This is a genomic window from Streptomyces sp. NBC_00038 (assembly GCF_026343635.1).
Lineage (GTDB): Bacteria > Actinomycetota > Actinomycetes > Streptomycetales > Streptomycetaceae > Streptomyces.
On sequence record NZ_JAPELQ010000001.1, the window covers coordinates 8,068,544 to 8,086,947 of the forward strand.

Genomic DNA, 18,404 nt, shown 5'->3' on the forward strand with positions numbered 1-18,404 from the left:
AGCACACGCCCCCTCGATCATGTCGAGGACGTCAAGCGTGGAGGTACACCCGTGAGCAGCACCCTCTTCAGAACGAAGAAGGTCGAACAGTCGATCTTGGACACTGAGGAGCCGGAGCACGCACTCAAGAAGTCGCTGTCCGCTCTGGATCTCACCGTGTTCGGCGTCGGTGTCATCATCGGCACCGGGATCTTCGTCCTCACCGGCACGGTCGCCAAGAACAACGCCGGCCCCGCCGTCGCCCTGGCCTTCGTGGTGTCCGGGGTCGTCTGCGCGCTTGCCGCGATCTGCTACGCCGAGTTCGCGTCCACGGTCCCGGTGGCCGGCTCGGCGTACACCTTCGCGTACGCCTCGCTCGGCGAGCTGCCCGCCTGGATCATCGGCTGGGACCTCGTCCTCGAGTTCGCGCTCGGTACGGCGGTGGTCGCCGTCGGCTGGTCCGGCTACATCGCCTCGCTCCTTGACAACGCGGGCTGGCACCTGCCGGAGGCGCTCAGCGGGAGAGAGGGAGCCGACGGCTTCGGCTTCGACATCCTCGCCGCCGCACTCGTGCTGGTCCTCACCGGCATCCTCGTGATCGGCATGAAGCTCTCCGCCCGGATCACCGCGGTCGTCGTCGCCATCAAGGTCACCGTCGTCATGGTCGTGATCATCGCCGGTGCCTTCTTCATCGTGGGCGACAACTACGACCCCTTCATCCCGAAGGCGCAGACCGTGGACGCGGGCGGCGATCTCCAATCCCCGCTCATCCAGCTGATGTTCGGCTGGGCACCCTCCAACTTCGGCGTGATGGGCATCTTCACCGCCGCCTCCGTCGTCTTCTTCGCCTTCATCGGCTTCGACGTCGTGGCCACGGCCGCCGAAGAGACCAAGAACCCGCAGCGGGACATGCCGCGCGGCATCCTCGGCTCGCTGATCATCTGCACCACCCTGTACGTCGCGGTGGCGATCGTCGTGACCGGCATGCAGCACTACACCGAGCTGTCCGTGGACGCGCCGCTCGCCGACGCGTTCAAGGCCACCGGACACCCCTGGTTCGCGGGCTTCATCAGCTTCGGCGCCGCCGTCGGCCTGACCACGGTGTGCATGATCCTGCTCCTCGGCCAGACCCGGGTCTTCTTCGCGATGAGCCGCGACGGACTGCTGCCGCGCTTCTTCTCCCGCGTCCACCCGCGCTTCAAGACCCCGCACCGGCCGACCATCCTGCTCGGTGTGATCATCGCGATCCTCGCGGGGTTCACCAGCCTGAGTGAACTCGCCGAGCTGGTGAACATCGGCACGCTCTTCGCCTTCATCGTGGTCGCGATCGGCGTGATCATCCTGCGTCGCACCCGCCCCGAGCTGCACCGCTCCTTCCGCACCCCCCTGGTGCCCTTCCTCCCCATCGTCTCCGTCCTCGCCTCCCTCTGGCTGATGCTGAACCTGCCCGCCGAGACCTGGCTGCGGTTCGGGATCTGGATGGTGATCGGCTTCGTCATCTACTTCCTGTACGGGCGCTCGCACAGCCGTCTCGGCCTGCATGAGGAGACGACGGTGGGCCAGGTGCTGAAGCCGCCGGGCCGCGGCACCGAGTAGTCGGCCTGCAATCCCCCCAGTTGATGCTCCGGCCCCGTATGTCCCGCTTCGGTGGAGACTGCGGGGCCGGATAGCGTGCACCGTATGCTCGCCGAGCTCCTGGAATCACCACGGTCCGCAGTCGAGTCGCGAGTACCGGACCGCGGCTTCTGGAGACGGGCACTGCCCCTGCTGACGCTGCTCGCCTGCGTCACCCGGGCCCCCTCCTTCGTGCAGCCGCTGTGGAACCCCGACGAGGGCTATCTCGCCGTCCAGGCCCGGATACTGGCGGACGGCGGCGAGCTCTACGAGACGGTCGTGGACCGCAAGCCGCCGTTCGTGCCGTGGCTGTACGAGGCGGCCTTCGCGGTGTTCGGCTCCGGGTCGCTGACCTCCGTACGGGTCCTCGCGGTGGTGGCCCAACTGTCCACCGCCGTGCTGCTCGCGTCGCTGGCCAGGCGCCGCTGGGGCGACCGGGCGGGGTGCACGGCGGGAGTGCTGTATCTGCTGGCCTCCATCGGGCTCAACCCCGAGGACGCGCAGGCCGCGACCTTCGAGGTGTTCATGCTGCCCTGCACGGCCGCCGCGATGTGGTGCGCGGACCGGCGCCGCTGGGGTGCGGCCGGAGCCGCCGTCGCCTGCGCGTTCCTGGCGAAGCAGACGGGCGGGGCGGTGCTCGTCCCGGTGGTGTGGCTGCTGTACCGGCACGGCGTACCGCGAACCGACCTGGTACGCCTGGGAGTTGGAGCAGTCCTCCCCGTCCTCTCCGTGGCGCTGCTCACCGACCCGGCGGGGTTCCTGTTCTGGACGGTCACCGGATCGGGTGCGTACGCCTCCTTCACCGGATCCGAACTCCACGTCCTGGGACGGGGATTGACCAACACCGCGATCCTGGCGGTGGCCTGCGCGGGCCTGATCCCACCGGTGGTACGGGTGCTGCGCATCGCCCGCACCGGCTCGGCGGAGCTCTGGCTGTGGGGGGCCTCGTCAGCGGCGGCGGTCCTCCTGGGCTTCCACTTCTTCGGCCACTACTACCTTCAACTCGTCCCGCCCATCGCCCTGTTGGCGACGGCCGCGCTGCAGATCCTGCCCCGCGACCGGCTGGTGAAGGCCGTACTCACCTCCGCCTGCTGCTGCACCCTGTTCCTCGCCTGGGGCCTCCTCGCACCCCGCCCCGACCTCACCCACGCCCAACGCCTCGCCGCCGCGGTCGCCCACCGCACGGACCCCGGCGACCGCGTCCTGGTATGGGGCATACACCCGGAGATCTACTGGCTGGCCGACCGCACCCCCGCCAGCCGCTACCTCACCGCCGGCCTCCTCACCAACTACAGCGGCGGCCGCAACGGCCCCCAGGTAGGCGAGAAGTACGCCGTCGAGGGAGCCTGGCCAGTCTTCCGCGAGGAGATGGCGGCCCACCCGCCGGCCTTGGTAGTCGACGACTCCCACGACAAGCCGTACGCGCCGGACCGGGTGCCGTCGCTGCGACGGCTGCTGGCCGGGGGGTACGAGGAGGTGGGGGTGGTGGACGGGGCGGTGCTGTACGCACGGGAGAGAGGCTGAACTTCCCAGCCCGGCCGGGGCCCGGGGCTGGAGGTTTTCAACCCGTCCGGCGTTCGAGGACGAGGTGGCGCCATCCCGATCCCCCACCCACCCGTGGGAGCTGCGCTTTTCAGCTCCGGGGAGAGTCTTCAGCCCGTCCGGCGTTTGAGGACGAGCGCGTCAGCGCGATACGGGGGTCTGGGGGCGGAGCCCCCAGGAACAAGGGACGGGTAGGGGCGGAGGGGGCGAAAACCACCCCTCACGAGCCCCCACGTACCGCCCGAGGCCCCACCACCTCCGCCCCGAACTCACCCACCCGACGCCGCAGTTCACGATCCGCCGTGACAACCAGGCAGGACCGGCCACGCGCCTCGGCGGCCAGCTCGGCAATCCGGTCGTCCCCGCTCCCGGCCGCAGACTCCACCCGTACACCCGGCACGGACTCCACACCCCGTGCGGCACCTTCGACCACGAGGACGATTTCCACGGGCCCCTCGTGCCCGGGGACCCCGTCCACCGCGAGCCGGTCCCGCAACCGCTCCGCGGCCCCCCGCCGATCACGCCACCAGCCGTCGGGCACGGAGCCGACGACATTGGCGGCGTCGATGATCACGAGTGTCGTCACGGCGGTTCCTCCGGGCTCTGGGGTCCTGGTGCGACTGAAGCACGAAGAGGGCCCCCACCGCAGCGGGGGCCCTCACACGCACACAGGATGGGTTACGCGGGAACCGAAGCCACCCCGGCCTCCAGGAACCGCTTCCCGTTCACCCGCTCGGAAACACCCTCACGGTCCAGGTACGGCGTGATGCCACCCAGGTGGAAGGGCCACCCCGCACCGGTGATCAGGCAGAGGTCGATGTCCTGCGCCTCGGCGACGACACCCTCGTCGAGCATGAGCCCGATCTCCTGGGCGACGGTGTCGAGGACCCGGTCACGGACCTGCTCCTCGGTCAGGACGACATCGCCCTGCTTCAGCAGCGCGGCGACCTCGGGGTCGAGCTCGGGCTTCCCGCTGTCGTACACGTAGAAGCCGCGCTTGCCCGCCTTGACGACGGCCGCGAGGTTCGGGGAGACCGTGAAGCGGTCAGGGAAGGCCCGGTTGAGGGTCTCCGAGACGTGCAGACCGATGGCCGGTCCGACCAGCTCGAGGAGCACCAGCGGCGACATCGGCAGACCCAGCGGCTCGACCGCCTTCTCCGCGACCTCGACCGGCGTGCCCTCGTCGATGACGTTCTGGATCTCGCCCATGAAGCGGGTGAGGATGCGGTTGACGACGAACGCCGGGGCGTCCTTCACCAGAACCGCGGTCTTCTTGAGCTTCTTGGCGACACCGAAGGCCGTGGCCAGGGCCGCGTCGTCGGTCTGCTCACCGCGGACGATCTCCAGGAGCGGGAGGATCGCGACGGGGTTGAAGAAGTGGAAGCCGACGACCCGCTCGGGGTTCTTCAGCTTCGACGCCATCTCCGTCACCGACAGCGAGGAGGTGTTGGTGGCGAGGATCGCGTGCGCCGGAGCGACGGCCTCGACCTCCGCGAACACCTGCTGCTTGACGCCGATCTCCTCGAAGACGGCCTCGATGATGAAGTCGGCGTCGGAGAAGCCCTCAGCCTTGTCCAGCACACCGGTGACCAGGGCCTTCAGGCGGTTGGCCTTGTCCTGGTTGATACGGGACTTCAGCAGCAGCTTGTCGATCTCGGCGTGGACGTAGCCCACACCCTTGTCGACGCGCGCCTGGTCGATGTCCGTCAGGACGACCGGCACCTCAAGGCGGCGAAGGAAGAGCAGGGCGAGCTGCGAGGCCATCAGACCCGCGCCCACGACGCCCACCTTGGTGACCGGACGGGCCAGCGACTTGTCCGGGGCACCGGCCGGGCGCTTGCCGCGCTTCTGGACCAGGTTGAACGCGTAGATGCCGGAGCGCAGTTCGCCGCCCATGATCAGGTCGGCGAGCGCCACGTCCTCGGCGTCGTAACCCTTCTGCAGGTCACCGTCCTTGGCCGCGGCGATGATCTCCAGCGCGCGGTACGCGGCCGGAGCCGCCCCGTGCACCTTGCCGTCGGCGATGAAACGGCCCTTGGCGACGGCCTGGTCCCAGGCCTCGCCGCGGTCGATCTCCGGACGCTCGACCGTGACGTCGCCCTTGAGGACGGACGCGGTCCAGATCAGCGACTGCTCCAGGAAGTCGGCGCCCTCGAAGATGGCGTCCGCGATCCCGAGGTCGAAGACCTGCTGGCCCTTGAGCTGCTTGTTCTGGTTGAGCGAGTTCTCGATGATGACGCTCACCGCACGCTCGGCGCCGATCAGGTTCGGGAGGAGGGTGCAGCCGCCCCAGCCCGGGACCAGACCGAGGAAGACCTCGGGCAGCGAGAACGCCGGGAGCGACTTGGAGACGGTCCGGTACTCGCAGTGCAGACCGACCTCGACGCCACCGCCCATCGCCGCGCCGTTGTAGTACGCGAAGGTCGGGACGGCGAGGGCCGCGAGCCGCTTGAAGACCTCGTGGCCGCCCTTGCCGATGGCGAGCGCGTCGTCGTGGTCCTTCAGGAGCTCCACGCCCTTGAGGTCCGCGCCGACGGCGAAGATGAACGGCTTGCCGGTGACGCCGACACCGACGATGTCGCCGGCCGCGGCCTCCGCCTCGACCTGGTCGATGGCGGCGTCCAGCTTCGCCAGCGAGGCCGGGCCGAAGGTGGTCGGCTTGGTGTGGTCGAAGCCGTTGTCGAGCGTGATGAGCGCGAAGCGCCCGGCGCCGTAGGGCAGGTCGAGGTGGCGTACGTTCGCCGACGTCACGACCTCGTCGGGGAACAGCTCGGCCGCACCCTTCAGGAGTTCAGCAGTGCTCACTTGTCGCCTCCGGCGTCCTTGTGGTGCGGGTTCTCCCAGATCACCGTGGCGCCCATGCCGAAGCCGACGCACATGGTGGTGAGGCCGTAACGGACCTCCGGCTGCTCCTCGAACTGGCGGGCCAGCTGAGTCATCAGACGCACACCCGAGGAGGCCAGCGGGTGACCGTAGGCGATGGCGCCGCCGTACTGGTTGACCCGCGCGTCGTCGTCGGCGATGCCGTAATGGTCGAGGAACGCGAGGACCTGGATGGCGAAGGCCTCGTTGATCTCGAAGAGGTTGATGTCCTCGATCGACAGGCCGGCCTTGGCGAGGGCCTTCTCGGTCGCCGGGATCGGGCCGTAACCCATCACCTCGGGCTCGACGCCCACGAAGGCGTACGAGACCAGGCGCATCTTGACCGGCAGGTTGTTCTCGCGCGCGAAGTCCTCGGACGCGATGATCGACGCGGTGGCGCCGTCGTTCAGACCGGCGGCGTTACCGGCGGTGACCCGGCCGTGGACGCGGAACGGCGTCTTGAGCCCGGCGAGGTTCTCCAGGGTGGTCCCCGGGCGCATCGGCTCGTCGGCGGTGACCAGGCCCCAGCCGGTCTCACCGACCTCCGGGTTGGTGTTGCGCACCGAGATCGGCACCAGGTCCTGCTGGATCTTGCCGTTGGCGTACGCCTTGGCGGCCTTCTCCTGCGAGCGCACGGCGTACTCGTCGGCGCGCTGCTTGGTGATGTGCGGGTAGCGGTCGTGCAGGTTCTCGGCGGTCATGCCCATGAACAGGGCGGACTCGTCGACCAGCTTGTCGCTGACGAAGCGCGGGTTCGGGTCCACGCCCTCGCCCATCGGGTGGCGGCCCATGTGCTCGACACCACCGGCGATGACGGCGTCGTACGCACCGAACGCGATCGAACCGGCCGTGGCCGTGACGGCGGTCAGCGCGCCGGCGCACATGCGGTCGATGGAGTAGCCGGGGACCGACTGGGGGAGACCGGCGAGGATGCCGGCCGTGCGGCCGAGAGTCAGACCCTGGTCACCGATCTGCGTGGTCGCGGCGATGGCGACCTCGTCGATCTTCTTGGGGTCAAGACCGGGGTTGCGGCGCAGCAGCTCCCGGATGGCCTTCACGACGAGATCGTCGGCGCGGGTCTCGTGGTAGATGCCCTTCGGGCCCGCCTTGCCGAACGGGGTGCGGACGCCGTCGACGAAGACGACGTCCCTGACGGTACGAGGCACGATGGCTCTCCTCCAGATGCGGGATGGCACTGCTGCGCGACACACACGCCCTGAGCGCGCGCTCACCCACATGCTACTTGCGGGTAACCATGCTGCCCAGTCCCGGAGGCGGGAGCGGCGAAGGTCACATGGAAACCCGCTGCGCGGTGAGCGCCCGAAAGGAACCGTGCGACCAGCCGCATCCCCTTGCGCCGCCCGAAGATCATGGCGCGATCCCGACGTCACCGCGCCCCGCGAGGGGCGCGGGACCGTGACATCGTGCGCCAAGCGGCCAAGCGGCCAAGCGGCCAAGCGGCCAAGCGGCCAAGCGGCCAAGCGGCCAAGCGGCCAAGCGGCCAAGCGGCCAAGCGGCCAGACGCTCAGGCCTTGGGTGCCGTCTCCGAAAGCGCCGCCGCCAGCACGGGCGCGACCTGCTCGACCTGCCACGGGCGCGCCCCGTACCCGGCGAGCGCGGTGGCCACGGACTCCGAGTCCGGCGCCGACGGCGGCTCCCAGCACACGCGCCGCACGGTGTCCGGGGTGATGAGGTTCTCCTGGGGCATGTTCAGCCGCTCGGCGAGGGCGGACACCGCGGCGCGCGCGGCGGAGAGCCGGGCCGCGGCGGCCGGGTCCTTGTCGGCCCAGGCGCGCGGCGGCGGGGGACCGGTCACCGGCTGGCCGGGCTGCGGCAGCTCGGAGTCCGGCAGCTCCTTCGCCCGGTCGACGGCGGCCTGCCACTGTTCCAGCTGACGGCGTCCCATGCGGTGTCCGAAGCCGTTCAGCGCGGCCAGGGCGTGCACATTGGCCGGCACGGCCAGCGCCGCCTCGACGATCGCCGCGTCCCCGAGCACCTTGCCGGGCGAGATGTCCCGCCGCTGCGCGACCCGGTCCCGGGCCTCCCACAGCTCCCGTACGACGGCCATCTGGCGGCGGCGGCGCACCTTGTGCATCCCGGACGTACGGCGCCAGGGGTCCTTGCGCGGCGGCGCCGGATCGGCCTGCGCGATCGCGTCGAACTCCTGCCGGGCCCACTCCAGCTTGCCCTGCCGGTCCAGCTCCTTCTCCAGCGCGTCCCGCAGGTCGACCAGGAGCTCCACGTCCAGCGCGGCGTACCGCAGCCACGGATCCGGCAGCGGACGTGTCGACCAGTCGACCGCGGAATGCCCCTTCTCCAGTACGAAGCCCAGGACGCTCTCGACCATCGCGCCGAGGCCGACCCGGGGGAACCCGGCGAGGCGTCCGGCCAGCTCGGTGTCGAAGAGGCGGGACGGGATCATGCCTATCTCGCGGAGGCACGGCAGGTCCTGGGTGGCGGCGTGCAGCACCCACTCCACGCCGGAGATCGCCTCGCCGAACCCCGAAAGATCGGGACAGGCCACGGGGTCGATCAGCGCGGTGCCCGCGCCCTCGCGGCGCAGCTGCACCAGGTAGGCGCGCTGGCCGTACCGGTAGCCCGACGCGCGTTCGGCGTCGACGGCGACGGGGCCGGATCCGGCGGCGAAGGCGGCGATCACCTCGGCGAGCGAGGCATCGTCGGCGACGACGGGTGGAATGCCGTCTCGGGGCTCAAGCAAAGGGATCGGCGCCGATTCGACGTCGTCCGGAGGGCCGCCTCCGGTGGTTCGCAGTGAGCTGTCTGCTGCGGTCTCTTGGGCGTCGGTCACCTGTCAAGGGTATCGGGATGTTCGAGCGCCTGACCTGCATCTTCAAGTCATTGGTCGGTTCACCTGCGAAAACGCTGTTCAAGTGGATCTCAGGGGCGGCATGTGGTTCTTGTCCCGAGTGTCCCGGGTGCTCCGATTGTGCCTCCGCGAGGCCTTCCCGGGCCCGGAACCCGGTCCGGCCGAGCGCCCGCTATCACCGGGGAAGCCCGGATTTCGGCGGAGGGCGAGCGAGCAGTACTCGCTCAGGAAAGCGCCCGCCGGCGGAATGTTCCGCCAGCGGGCGCTCGGGGTCGTAAATCAGCCAGGTCGGTGAAGGACCCGGTTCACGGGTGGGTGGCGTGGGTCAGTGGATGATCCCCGTGCGCAGGGCCACCGCGACCATCCCGGCGCGGTCGCCCGTGCCGAGCTTGCGGGCGATACGGGCGAGGTGGCTCTTGACGGTCAGCGCGGACAGGCCCATCGAGACGCCGATGGCCTTGTTCGACTGGCCCTCCGCGACCAGCCGAAGCACCTCGACCTCTCGTCCGGAGAGCTCGCGGTAGCCGCCCGGGTGGCTCGGGGACCCCGGGGGGCGGCGGTGCATACGGGCGGCGGCCGAACCGATCGGCGCCACGCCGGGCCGGGTGGGGAGTCCGACGTTGTTACGGGTGCCGGTGACGACGTAGCCCTTGACGCCGCCCGCGAGGGCATTGCGTACGGCGCCGATGTCGTCGGCCGCGGAGAGGGCGAGGCCGTTGGGCCAGCCCGCGGCACGGGTCTCGGACAGCAGGGTGAGCCCGCTGCCGTCGGGCAGATGGACGTCGGCGACGCAGATGTCGCGTGGATTGCCGATTCTGGGACGGGCCTCCGCGACGGACGACGCCTCGATGACGTCGCGCACTCCGAGCGCCCACAGATGGCGGGTGACGGTGGAGCGGACCCGGGGGTCGGCCACGACCACCATGGCAGTCGGCTTGTTCGGGCGGTAGGCGACCAGGCTTGCGGGCTGCTCGAGGAGAACGGACACCAGGCCTCCTGGGGTGCGGGACGGTACCGGCTCTGGGGATTGAGCCGGGACGAACCGTGCTTTCAAGGTCACAGACGTCTTCGGCACCAAACCCGTCCGCCTTTAGAGAATGATCACGATTTAGTGAGTAACAATCCGTGCAATTCGGACACGCGATCGATCATCCGAAGATCGAACCGAGTCGCTCGACGTCAATCCGCGTCATTCCGTGTCATCACACGGCCGAAAGTGGGCGTATCGACAAAGGCGCAGTGCGAACCATGCGCTCAACGGCCCTGCGGGTTACGGCGGGTTCAAAGAGAGCGTGCGGTCAACGTGACCGCACGCTCAGCCGGACTGTCGAGTCAACGGGACTGCGGCCCCCGGCGCTGCGGCAGCGTGACCACCGACGCGTCGCCCGGCGTCAACGGCGGGAGCCCGGCGACCTGGCAGAGCAGATCGCACCAGGCGGCGAGGTGCGTGGCCGTGTCCGGTACGCCGCCCATGCCCTCCCGAGGCGTCCACGAGGCCCGGATCTCGATCTGGGAGGCGGCCGGGCGCTCCGCGATGCCGCCGAAATAATGCGAACTCGCGCGCGTGACGGTGCCGCTGGGCTCGCCGTACGACAGACCGCGGGCCTGGAGCGCGCCGGTCAGCCACGACCAGCAGACGTCGGGCAGCAGCGGGTCGGCGGCCATCTCCGGTTCGAGCTCCGCGCGGACCAGGGTCACCAGACGGAAGGTGCCCTGCCAGGCGTCGTGCCCCGCCGGGTCGTGCAGCAGCACAAGGCGGCCGTCGGCCAGATCCTCGTCGTCGGAGACGACCGCCGCCTCCAACGCGTACGCGTACGGGGCCAGGCGCTTCGGCGCAGGCGTCGGGTCGATCTCGATGTCCGGCCGCAGCCGCGCGCCCTTCAGTGCGTCGACGGCGGCCCGGAAGGGCGGCGGAGCCGTCTCCATCGCATCTCGGTTCCCCTCCTTCGAGTCGTCCATTCCGCCAGCGCCGTCCGACAGTCGTCCCTGAGCCGCAGCCATGCGGGGAAGGTTAAGGGGAACGGAGCCTTCGCGCAGGGAGAGACACCCGTGCGTGGGACCACTGTCCGGATCGCGCCGTATGAACGCGCCTTCGCGAGTGCAGGTGCCCGGGGCCCGACCGGGTGCTGAGGGCTTGTCCGGTACCGGGCGCCGGGGTCGGCCGGGCAGTGGGTGCCCCGGACTTGGTTGTCGGCGGGCCGTGCGAGACTTTCCGTCGTGAGTGCCAACGAGCGCCCGGACGGGCAGCAGCCGAAAGCCACGTACGAATCCGCCTTCCTCAAGGCGTGCAGGCGCGAACCCGTGCCGCACACGCCGGTGTGGTTCATGCGCCAGGCCGGCCGCTCGCTGCCCGAGTACCTCAAGGTGCGCGAGGGCATCCCCATGCTGGAGTCCTGCACGCGGCCCGAGCTGGTCGCCGAGATCACGCTCCAGCCGGTGCGTCGGCACAACGTGGACGCGGCGATCTACTACAGCGACATCGTCGTACCGCTGAAGGCCATCGGCGTCGACCTCGACATCAAGCCGGGCGTCGGCCCCGTCGTCCAGAATCCGATCCGCACCCGCGCCGACCTGGCCCAGCTGCGCGATCTGACCCCCGATGACGTGTCGTACGTCACCGAGGCGATCGGCCTGCTCACGGCCGAGCTCGGCTCGACCCCCCTCATCGGCTTCGCCGGAGCGCCTTTCACCCTCGCGAGCTACCTCGTGGAGGGCGGCCCGTCCAAGAACCACGAGCGCACCAAGGCGCTCATGTACAGCGACCCGCAGCTGTGGGCCGACCTGCTCGACCGTCTCGCCGAGATCACCTCCGCCTTCCTGAAGGTGCAGATCGAGGCGGGCGCGAGCGCCGTCCAGCTCTTCGACTCCTGGGTCGGCGCCCTGGCACCCGCCGACTACCGGCGCTCGGTGATGCCGGCGTCCGCGAAGGTCTTCGAGGCGGTGGCTTCGTACGGCGTTCCGCGCATCCACTTCGGTGTCGGCACCGGTGAGCTGCTTGGCCTCATGGGCGAGGCGGGCGCGGACGTCGTCGGTGTCGACTGGCGCGTCCCGCTCGACGTGGCCGCCACACGCGTCGGCCCCGGCAAGGCCCTTCAGGGCAATCTCGACCCGGCCGTCCTGTTCGCCTCGACCGAGGCCGTGGAGACGAAGACCCGCGAGGTGCTCGACGCGGCCGCGGATCTCGAAGGCCACATCTTCAACCTCGGCCACGGCGTCCTGCCGACCATGGACCCGGACGCGCTGACCCGGCTCGTGGAGTACGTGCACACGCACACCGCGCGCTGAGGTCCTAGAGGCCCTAGCTGTGCCGCGCCCGTCTGCCCCACAGCAGGCGGCGCGGTTCCGGTGGGGGCGGGGTGCCCGGGCGCAGGGGCCAGGCCAGCAGCATTCCGGCGAGGAAGCCGACCACATGGGCCGCGTAGGCGACGGTCCCGGCCTCGGAGACTCCCTCGCCGGACGAGTACACCGCCTGGAGAACGAACCAGAAGCCCAGCACCATCCATGCGGGCAGACGCAGCGGCAGGAAGATCAGGAACGGGACCAGGACCCACACCCTGGCCTTCGGGTAGAGCACCAGATACGCGCCCAGCACCCCGGCGATCGCTCCGGAGGCGCCGATCAGAGGGTCGCCGGAGTCGTCGTTCAGGTACGCGAAGCCGTACGCGGCCGCGTAGCCGCAGGCCACGTAGAACAGCGTGAACCGCACATGTCCGAGGCGGTCCTCGATGTTGTTGCCGAAGATCAGCAGGAACAGCATGTTGCCCAGCAGGTGCAGCCAACTGCCGTGCAGGAACATCGCCGTCAGCACCGACAGTGCCGGCGACTTGTCGTAGTCCGGCGGGGCCACCACACAGCCGGTTCCCTGCGAGCCGACGCCGACCTCTCCCGTGGGCACCAGCCTCGGCATCTGGTGGTGGATCAGCTCCTGCGGCACCGCGGCGTAGTGGTCCAGGAACGCCTGCAGATGACAGAGCTGCGACAGGCCGCTGTCACCCGCCACGGAACCGGCCAGGCCGGGCGTGTAGAGGAAGACGAGCACGTTGGCGGCGATCAGCGCGTACGTCACATAGGGCGTGCGCCGTACCGGGTTGACGTCATGGACGGGTATGACCACAAGGAAGTAGTGCCCTCGATGCGCCTCGGGAATCCGTGTGTTGGCAGGGCGCGAGCGTGAACGCGCACGCCGTCGCTCCGGTGCCGGCGCCCTTCGCCAGAACGGCTCCCGCGCCCAGCGCTTCCGCGCGGCGCCGGGGCGCCCACCGCTCCGGCCACGCCCTCCCCGCACACCCCGCGCCCCACCTATGCCCCCTCACGCCCCAAAGCGCGCCCTGAGCCGCTGAACACCCCCGCACCCCCATGCGTATGTCTCCTCAACCGCCCGCGCCGCGACGAAGACGTGACGCGAGGAAGACGTGAGGACACAGGCGATGAACGACCGAGTTACTCCTCCGATGCAAGCTCTGCCCGACGGTGAGGCGGAGATCGCCCTGGTGCTGCACCTGCCCTGGGAAGATGTCGCCGCGCTCGGCCAGGAGGCCGGCCGGCTCGCGGCGCGGATGCAGCGTCCGGTGACCCTCGACGAGGCCGTCAGCCACCGGCTGCGCTCCGCCCGGGCCGCCGCGCACGCGAAACCCCCCACGGCGCAGCCCGCGGCCGTCACCTCCTCCGCCTCCGTCTCCTCGCTGCCCGGGCGGCCGCCCGCCGAGCAGGCCCGGCAGGCCATAGACCGCATCAACGGGACGACGGTGTCCGGACACGAGACGGCGTAAGGCGACCACCTGGGGAGAGCTTCGGGGTCACGCGCCACGCGCGCGTACCGCCGCGACCGCCTTGCGCGCCGCCACCAGGATCGGGTCCCAGACCGGTGAGAACGGCGGTGCGTAGCCCAGGTCCAGGGCTGTCATCTGCTCCACCGTCATGCACGCGGTCAGTGCGACCGCTGCGATGTCGACGCGTTTCGCGGCGCCCTCACGCCCGACGATCTGCACGCCGAGCAGCCGCCCGGTGCGGCGCTCGGCGAGCATCTTCACGGTCATGAGGTCGGCGCCGGGGTAGTAGCCCGCGCGGCTCGTCGACTCGATGGTGACGGTCTCGAACTGCAGGCCCGCCCTGCGTGCGTCCTTCTCGCGCAGCCCGGTGCGGGCGATCTCCAGTTCGCAGACCTTGCTCACCGCTGTGCCGACGACGCCGGGGAAGGTGCCGTAACCGCCGCCCACGTTGGCGCCGATGATCTGCCCGTGCTTGTTGGCGTGGGTGCCGAGCGCGATGTGCCGTTCGCGCCCGGAGACCAGGTCGAGCACCTCGACGCAGTCGCCGCCCGCCCAGATGTTCTCGTGCCCGCGCACCCGCATCGCGAGGTCGGTCAGCAGCCCGCCGTGGTCCCCGAGGGGCAGCCCGGCGGCCCTGGCGAGCGCCGTCTCGGGGCGCACGCCGATGCCGAGCACGACCACGTCCGCCGGGTACTCCGCGTCCTCCGTGACGACCGCCCGCACCCGCCCGTCCTCGCCGGTGAGCAGCTTGGTGACCTCGGCGTCGTTCACCATCGTGATGCCCAGGCCCTCCATGGCCGTGTGCACCAGGCGGCCCATGTCCGGGTCCAGCGTGGACATCGGCTCCTTGCCGCGGTTGACGACCGTCACCTCGTACCCGCGGTTGATGAGCGCCTCGGCCATCTCGACACCGATGTACCCCGCGCCGACGACCACCGCGCGGCGGCCCTCCGTCGCGGCCAGCGTGTCGAGGAGGGCCTGCCCGTCGTCCAGGGTCTGCACGCCGTGCACGCCCGGCGCGTCGACGCCCGGCAGGTCGGGCCGGATCGGGCGCGCGCCGGTCGCGATCACCAGCTTGTCGTACGGCGTCCACCCCTCGGCCCCGGATTCGAGATCGAGGGGTGGACCCGGGCGCCCGCGACGTCGATCTCCGTGACCTCCGTACGCATCCGCAGGTCGATGCCGCGCTCCCGGTGCTCCTCGGGAGTCCGCGCGATCAGCTCGTCCCGCTCGGCGACGTCACCGCCCACCCAGTACGGGATGCCGCACGCCGAGTACGAGGTGAAGTGCCCCCGTTCGAACGCCACGATCTCCAGCTCGTCCGGCCCTCGCATCCGGCGCGCCTGTGACGCGGCGGACATGCCCGCCGCGTCACCGCCGATCACGACCAGTCGCTCCGTCACCCCGCCGGTGGTACCGCTCGTACGGTTCATGCTCATACGAACACGCTACGGGGGCGCGGCATTTCAGTCCTGTTCGCGGCCCTCCTCCTGCTCCCGGACAGGCGGGGCGACGGGCAGCGTGCCGGCCGGGGAAGCCGCGGCCGGGCGGCGCGGGAACCGGGCGCGGAGGAGACGCACCCACAGCGCCCACAGCACCAGGAGCAGCGCCGCACCCGCCGCGAACGGGAGGATCGCGCCGAACGCCACGGCGATCCAGCGCAGCATCGTGACGAACGCGTCCCAGCCGCCCGCGAGCGCGTCCACGAAGCCGGGATCGTCGTCCTTCTCCACCTGCTTCACGGGGGTCTCGGACAGGGTCAGGGTGATGGTGGCCAGGCTGGTGCGGTCCTTCAGGGAGGCCTGTTGGGCGAGCAGGGACTCCAGGTCGGCCTGACGGGAGCTCAACTCGCCCTCTAGGGTGACCACATCGCTGAGCTTGGTGGCCTGGTCCATCAGCTCACGGATCCGCGCCACGCTGGCGCGCTGCGTCTGGATGCGGCTCTCCACGTCGACGACCTGGTCCGTGACGTCCTGCGCCTTGGCCGTACGTTCGAGGAGCTTGCCGGTGCCTTCCATGTCGGCGAGCACCTCGTCGTACCGCTCGGTGGGCACACGCAGGACGACGCGGGTGCGCTCGTTGCCCTTCTCGTCCCGGGTGGTGGTCTCGTCGCCGACGAAGCCGCCCGCGTTCGCGGTGGTGGTGCGGGCCTCGTCCAGGGCGTCGGGCACGTTCTTGACCTGCACGGTCAGGGAGGCGGTACGGATGATCCGGTTCGCGGAGAGGTCCGGGGCCTTGGTGGGGGCCTGGGCCCCGCTCTTGCTGTCCTCGGCACCCGCGGCGCCCTCCTGGACCGCGGCCTTGTCCCCGGCGCCGGCGGCGGAATCGCTGGACGAGCCGTCGTCACCGGCGGCTGAGCAGCCGGCGAGTGCGAGGGCGGCGGCAAGAAGAATCCCGGCCAGGACCTGAGTGGGGCGTACGGGTCGTACGGAGCTTCGTGTGCGCATGTGGGCATCCCCCCGGGGTTGTGACGACTGACGTTCCTTCGACGCCGGAGCGGGGTGGGACGTTGGGCGGATCCGGTCCCGATGCGGTCACGGTCAGGACTCGCGGAGGACACCGGGGGCCTGGTGGGAGTGTCAGTTGGGTCTGCGACAGTGGAGACATGCGCGCACAGGGCACTCGTACGGGTACGGGACACGTCGTTGTCGTCGGGGGCGGGATCGCGGGTCTGGCCGCCGCCCACCGATTGCTGGACAGCGGTGTGCGCGTGACCGTCCTGGAGGCGTCGGACCGCGTGGGCGGCAAGCTGCTGCCCGGCGAGATCGCGGGCGCACGCGTAGACCTGGGCGCCGAGTCGATGCTCGCGCGCCGCCCCGAGGCGATCGCCCTGGCCCGCGAGGTGGGCCTCGCCGACCGCCTCCAGCCTCCCGCCACCGCGACGGCCTCGCTCTGGACCCGCGGCGCCCTGCGCCCCATGCCCAAGGGACACGTCATGGGCGTCCCCGGCACCGCGTCCGCCCTCTCCGGCGTCCTCTCCGACGAGGGCCTGCGCCGTATCGAGCGGGACGCCGAGCTGCCCCGCACGGAGATCGGCGAGGACGTGGCGGTGGGGGAGTTCGTGGCGGCCCGCCTCGGCCGCGAAGTGGTCGACCGCCTGGTCGAGCCCCTCCTCGGCGGTGTCTACGCGGGCGACGCCTACCGCCTCTCGCTGCGCTCCGCGGTTCCCCAGCTCTTCGAAGCCGCCCGGACCCACGACTCCCTGACGGAGGCGGTCCGCGAGATCCAGGCCAAGGCCGCCCGGAACCAGCAGACGGGACCGGTCTTCATGGGCATCGAGGGCGGCGTCGGTCAACTGCCGCTCGCGGTCGCGGAGTCGGTGCGAGCGCGGGGCGCCGAGATCGTCACCGGGGCGCCGGTGACGGAGCTGCGCCGGGTGACTGGCGCGGAGGCGCACACCGGCTGGCGAGTCGTCGCCGGGGACGGCGTCCTCCATGCCGACGCCGTCGTCCTCGCCCTGCCCGCCCCCGCTGCCGCCGACCTGCTGCGCGCCGAGGCGCCCGCCGCCGCCGCCGAGCTGGCCACCGTGGAGTACGCCTCCATGGCGCTCGTCACCCTCGCCTACCGGCGCAGCGAAATCACCCTCCCCGAAGGGAGCGGTTTTCTCGTGCCGCCTGTTGACGGGCACACCATCAAGGCCTCCACCTTCGCCTCCCGGAAGTGGGGCTGGATCGCGGAGGAGAACCCCGGCCTGCTCGTCCTGCGGACCTCGGTCGGGCGGTACGGCGAGACGGAGGTGCTCGGGCGGGAGGACGACGACCTGGTGGAGGTGTCCCGGCACGACCTGCGCGAGGCCACCGGCCTGGACGCCCTGCCCGTCGCGACCCGTGTGACGCGCTGGGACGACGGGCTGCCGCAGTATCCCGTCGGGCACCACGCGCGCGTGGCCCGCATCCGCGACCATGTCGGCAAGCTGCCGGGGCTGGCCGTCTGCGGCTCGGCGTACGACGGGGTCGGCATCCCCGCGTGCATCGCGAGCGCGTACGCCGCCGTGGACCGGCTCGGCGGCGACCGCGGCGGACTGGACGCCCTGATGGCGAACCCGGTGCAGAGTCTGCACGGCGGCGCGGGAGAATAGGCCCATGAGTGACGACGCCCCCGCCAAGATCCCGAACGCAGGCAAGAAGGCCAAGGACCTCAACGAGGTCATCCGCTACACCCTGTGGTCCGTCTTCAAGCTGAAGGACGTGCTGCCCGAGGACCGCGCCGGTTACGCCGACGAGGTCCAGGAGCTCTTCGACCAGCTCGCCGCGAAGGATGTCACCGTCCGCGGCACGTACGACGTGTCGGGGCTGCGCGCCGACGCCGACCTCATGATCTGGTGGCACGCCGAGACCGCCGACCAGCTCCAGGACGCGTACAACCTCTTCCGCCGCACCAAGCTGGGCCGCGCCCTCGATCCGGTCTGGTCGAACATGGCGCTGCACCGCCCCGCCGAGTTCAACCGCTCGCACATCCCGGCGTTCCTCGCCGACGAGACGCCGCGCAACTACATCAGCGTCTACCCGTTCGTGCGCTCCTACGACTGGTACCTGCTGCCCGACGAGGACCGTCGCCGCATGCTCGCCGACCACGGCAAGATGGCCCGCGGCTTCCCGGACGTGCGCGCCAACACGGTCGCCTCGTTCTCCCTCGGCGACTACGAATGGCTCCTCGCCTTCGAGGCCGACGAGCTGTACCGCATCGTCGACCTCATGCGTCACCTGCGCGCCTCCGAGGCCCGGATGCACGTCCGCGAAGAGGTCCCGTTCTACACGGGCCGCCGCAAGGACATCTCCGAACTGGTCGCGGGCCTCGCCTGAGCGGACCGG

At 70.7% G+C, this 18,404-nt stretch carries 14 protein-coding genes and 1 pseudogene; 6 read left to right on the forward strand and 9 right to left on the reverse strand.

Going from position 1 to position 18,404, the window contains the following annotated elements; translation table 11 throughout:
• Positions 1-51 precede the first annotated feature (51 nt).
• Together OG219_RS36360 and OG219_RS36365 are read left to right on the forward strand one after the other, a co-directional pair.
• Positions 52-1,575 carry an amino acid permease gene (locus OG219_RS36360; protein WP_266833794.1) on the forward strand — a complete coding sequence of 508 codons (1,524 nt, stop codon included), beginning with the start codon at positions 52-54 and terminating at the stop codon, positions 1,573-1,575.
• Between the two features lie 84 nt (positions 1,576-1,659).
• Positions 1,660-3,117, forward strand: coding sequence for a glycosyltransferase family 39 protein (locus OG219_RS36365; protein WP_266833796.1), 1,458 nt, complete (start codon positions 1,660-1,662; stop codon positions 3,115-3,117).
• 238 nt (positions 3,118-3,355) lie between these two features.
• On the opposite strand, the gene OG219_RS36370 is transcribed toward OG219_RS36365, so the two are convergent.
• From OG219_RS36370 to OG219_RS36395, 6 genes are all read right to left on the reverse strand, one after another.
• On the reverse strand, positions 3,356-3,721 hold the full coding sequence (locus OG219_RS36370; RefSeq protein ID WP_266833798.1) for an NTP pyrophosphohydrolase: 366 nt from the start codon (positions 3,719-3,721) through the stop codon (positions 3,356-3,358).
• Positions 3,722-3,813: 92 nt separating this feature from the next.
• On the reverse strand, positions 3,814-5,940 hold the full coding sequence (locus tag OG219_RS36375; RefSeq protein WP_266833800.1) for a 3-hydroxyacyl-CoA dehydrogenase NAD-binding domain-containing protein: 2,127 nt from the start codon (positions 5,938-5,940) through the stop codon (positions 3,814-3,816).
• Positions 5,937-7,163, reverse strand: a complete 1,227-nt coding sequence (locus OG219_RS36380) for an acetyl-CoA C-acyltransferase (RefSeq protein WP_266833802.1) — start codon at positions 7,161-7,163, stop codon at positions 5,937-5,939. The genes OG219_RS36375 and OG219_RS36380 overlap by 4 nt, the downstream gene beginning before the upstream one ends.
• Positions 7,164-7,522: 359 nt before the next feature.
• The gene (locus tag OG219_RS36385) at positions 7,523-8,806 is read right to left on the reverse strand and encodes a ribonuclease D (protein WP_266833804.1); all 1,284 of its coding nucleotides are present in this window, start codon (positions 8,804-8,806) and stop codon (positions 7,523-7,525) included.
• A 343-nt stretch (positions 8,807-9,149) separates the two neighbouring features.
• Positions 9,150-9,812: a response regulator transcription factor gene (locus OG219_RS36390; RefSeq protein ID WP_266474130.1), complete on the reverse strand. Its 663-nt coding sequence runs from the start codon at positions 9,810-9,812 to the stop codon at positions 9,150-9,152.
• Positions 9,813-10,156: 344 nt separating this feature from the next.
• Entirely contained in the window at positions 10,157-10,783 is a 627-nt protein-coding gene (locus tag OG219_RS36395; RefSeq protein WP_266475036.1) for a DUF3000 domain-containing protein, read from the reverse strand.
• A 258-nt stretch (positions 10,784-11,041) separates the two neighbouring features.
• Between OG219_RS36395 and hemE the strand changes: the two genes are divergently transcribed.
• Complete coding sequence (gene hemE / locus OG219_RS36400) at positions 11,042-12,109, forward strand: uroporphyrinogen decarboxylase (protein WP_266833806.1); 1,068 nt, start codon at positions 11,042-11,044, stop codon at positions 12,107-12,109.
• A 13-nt stretch (positions 12,110-12,122) separates the two neighbouring features.
• Here hemE and OG219_RS36405 read toward each other — a convergent pair whose 3' ends face one another.
• Entirely contained in the window at positions 12,123-12,938 is an 816-nt protein-coding gene (locus tag OG219_RS36405; RefSeq protein ID WP_266833808.1) for a rhomboid family intramembrane serine protease, read from the reverse strand.
• A gap of 313 nt (positions 12,939-13,251) precedes the next feature.
• Between OG219_RS36405 and OG219_RS36410 the strand changes: the two genes are divergently transcribed.
• Complete coding sequence (locus tag OG219_RS36410; RefSeq protein ID WP_266474126.1) at positions 13,252-13,593, forward strand: hypothetical protein; 342 nt, start codon at positions 13,252-13,254, stop codon at positions 13,591-13,593.
• A gap of 27 nt (positions 13,594-13,620) precedes the next feature.
• Here OG219_RS36410 and OG219_RS36415 read toward each other — a convergent pair.
• Both OG219_RS36415 and OG219_RS36420 read right to left on the reverse strand, forming a co-directional pair.
• Positions 13,621-15,032: pseudogene (locus OG219_RS36415) on the reverse strand (FAD-dependent oxidoreductase).
• Positions 15,033-15,059: 27 nt separating this feature from the next.
• Positions 15,060-16,040 carry a DUF4349 domain-containing protein gene (locus tag OG219_RS36420; protein ID WP_266833810.1) on the reverse strand — a complete coding sequence of 327 codons (981 nt, stop codon included), beginning with the start codon at positions 16,038-16,040 and terminating at the stop codon, positions 15,060-15,062.
• Between the two features lie 158 nt (positions 16,041-16,198).
• Here OG219_RS36420 and hemG point away from each other — a divergent pair, with 158 nt between their 5' ends.
• Positions 16,199-17,671 (forward strand): protoporphyrinogen oxidase, encoded by a 1,473-nt coding sequence (gene hemG, locus OG219_RS36425; RefSeq protein ID WP_266833812.1) that lies wholly within the window; start codon positions 16,199-16,201, stop codon positions 17,669-17,671.
• Between the two features lie 4 nt (positions 17,672-17,675).
• Complete coding sequence (gene hemQ / locus OG219_RS36430) at positions 17,676-18,395, forward strand: hydrogen peroxide-dependent heme synthase (RefSeq protein WP_266474122.1); 720 nt, start codon at positions 17,676-17,678, stop codon at positions 18,393-18,395.
• Positions 18,396-18,404 lie beyond the last annotated feature (9 nt).

Excerpts from the sequence above, each read along its gene's own strand:
- OG219_RS36365 (WP_266833796.1), top strand. The coding sequence starts at position 1,660 with ATGCTCGCCGAGCTCCTGGAATCACCACGGTCCGCAGTCGAGTCGCGA.
- OG219_RS36395 (WP_266475036.1), bottom strand. The coding sequence starts at position 10,783 with ATGGACGACTCGAAGGAGGGGAACCGAGATGCGATGGAGACGGCTCCG.
- OG219_RS36410 (WP_266474126.1), top strand. The coding sequence starts at position 13,252 with ATGAACGACCGAGTTACTCCTCCGATGCAAGCTCTGCCCGACGGTGAG.
- OG219_RS36420 (WP_266833810.1), bottom strand. The coding sequence starts at position 16,040 with ATGCGCACACGAAGCTCCGTACGACCCGTACGCCCCACTCAGGTCCTG.
- hemG (WP_266833812.1), top strand. The coding sequence starts at position 16,199 with ATGCGCGCACAGGGCACTCGTACGGGTACGGGACACGTCGTTGTCGTC.
- hemQ (WP_266474122.1), top strand. The coding sequence starts at position 17,676 with ATGAGTGACGACGCCCCCGCCAAGATCCCGAACGCAGGCAAGAAGGCC.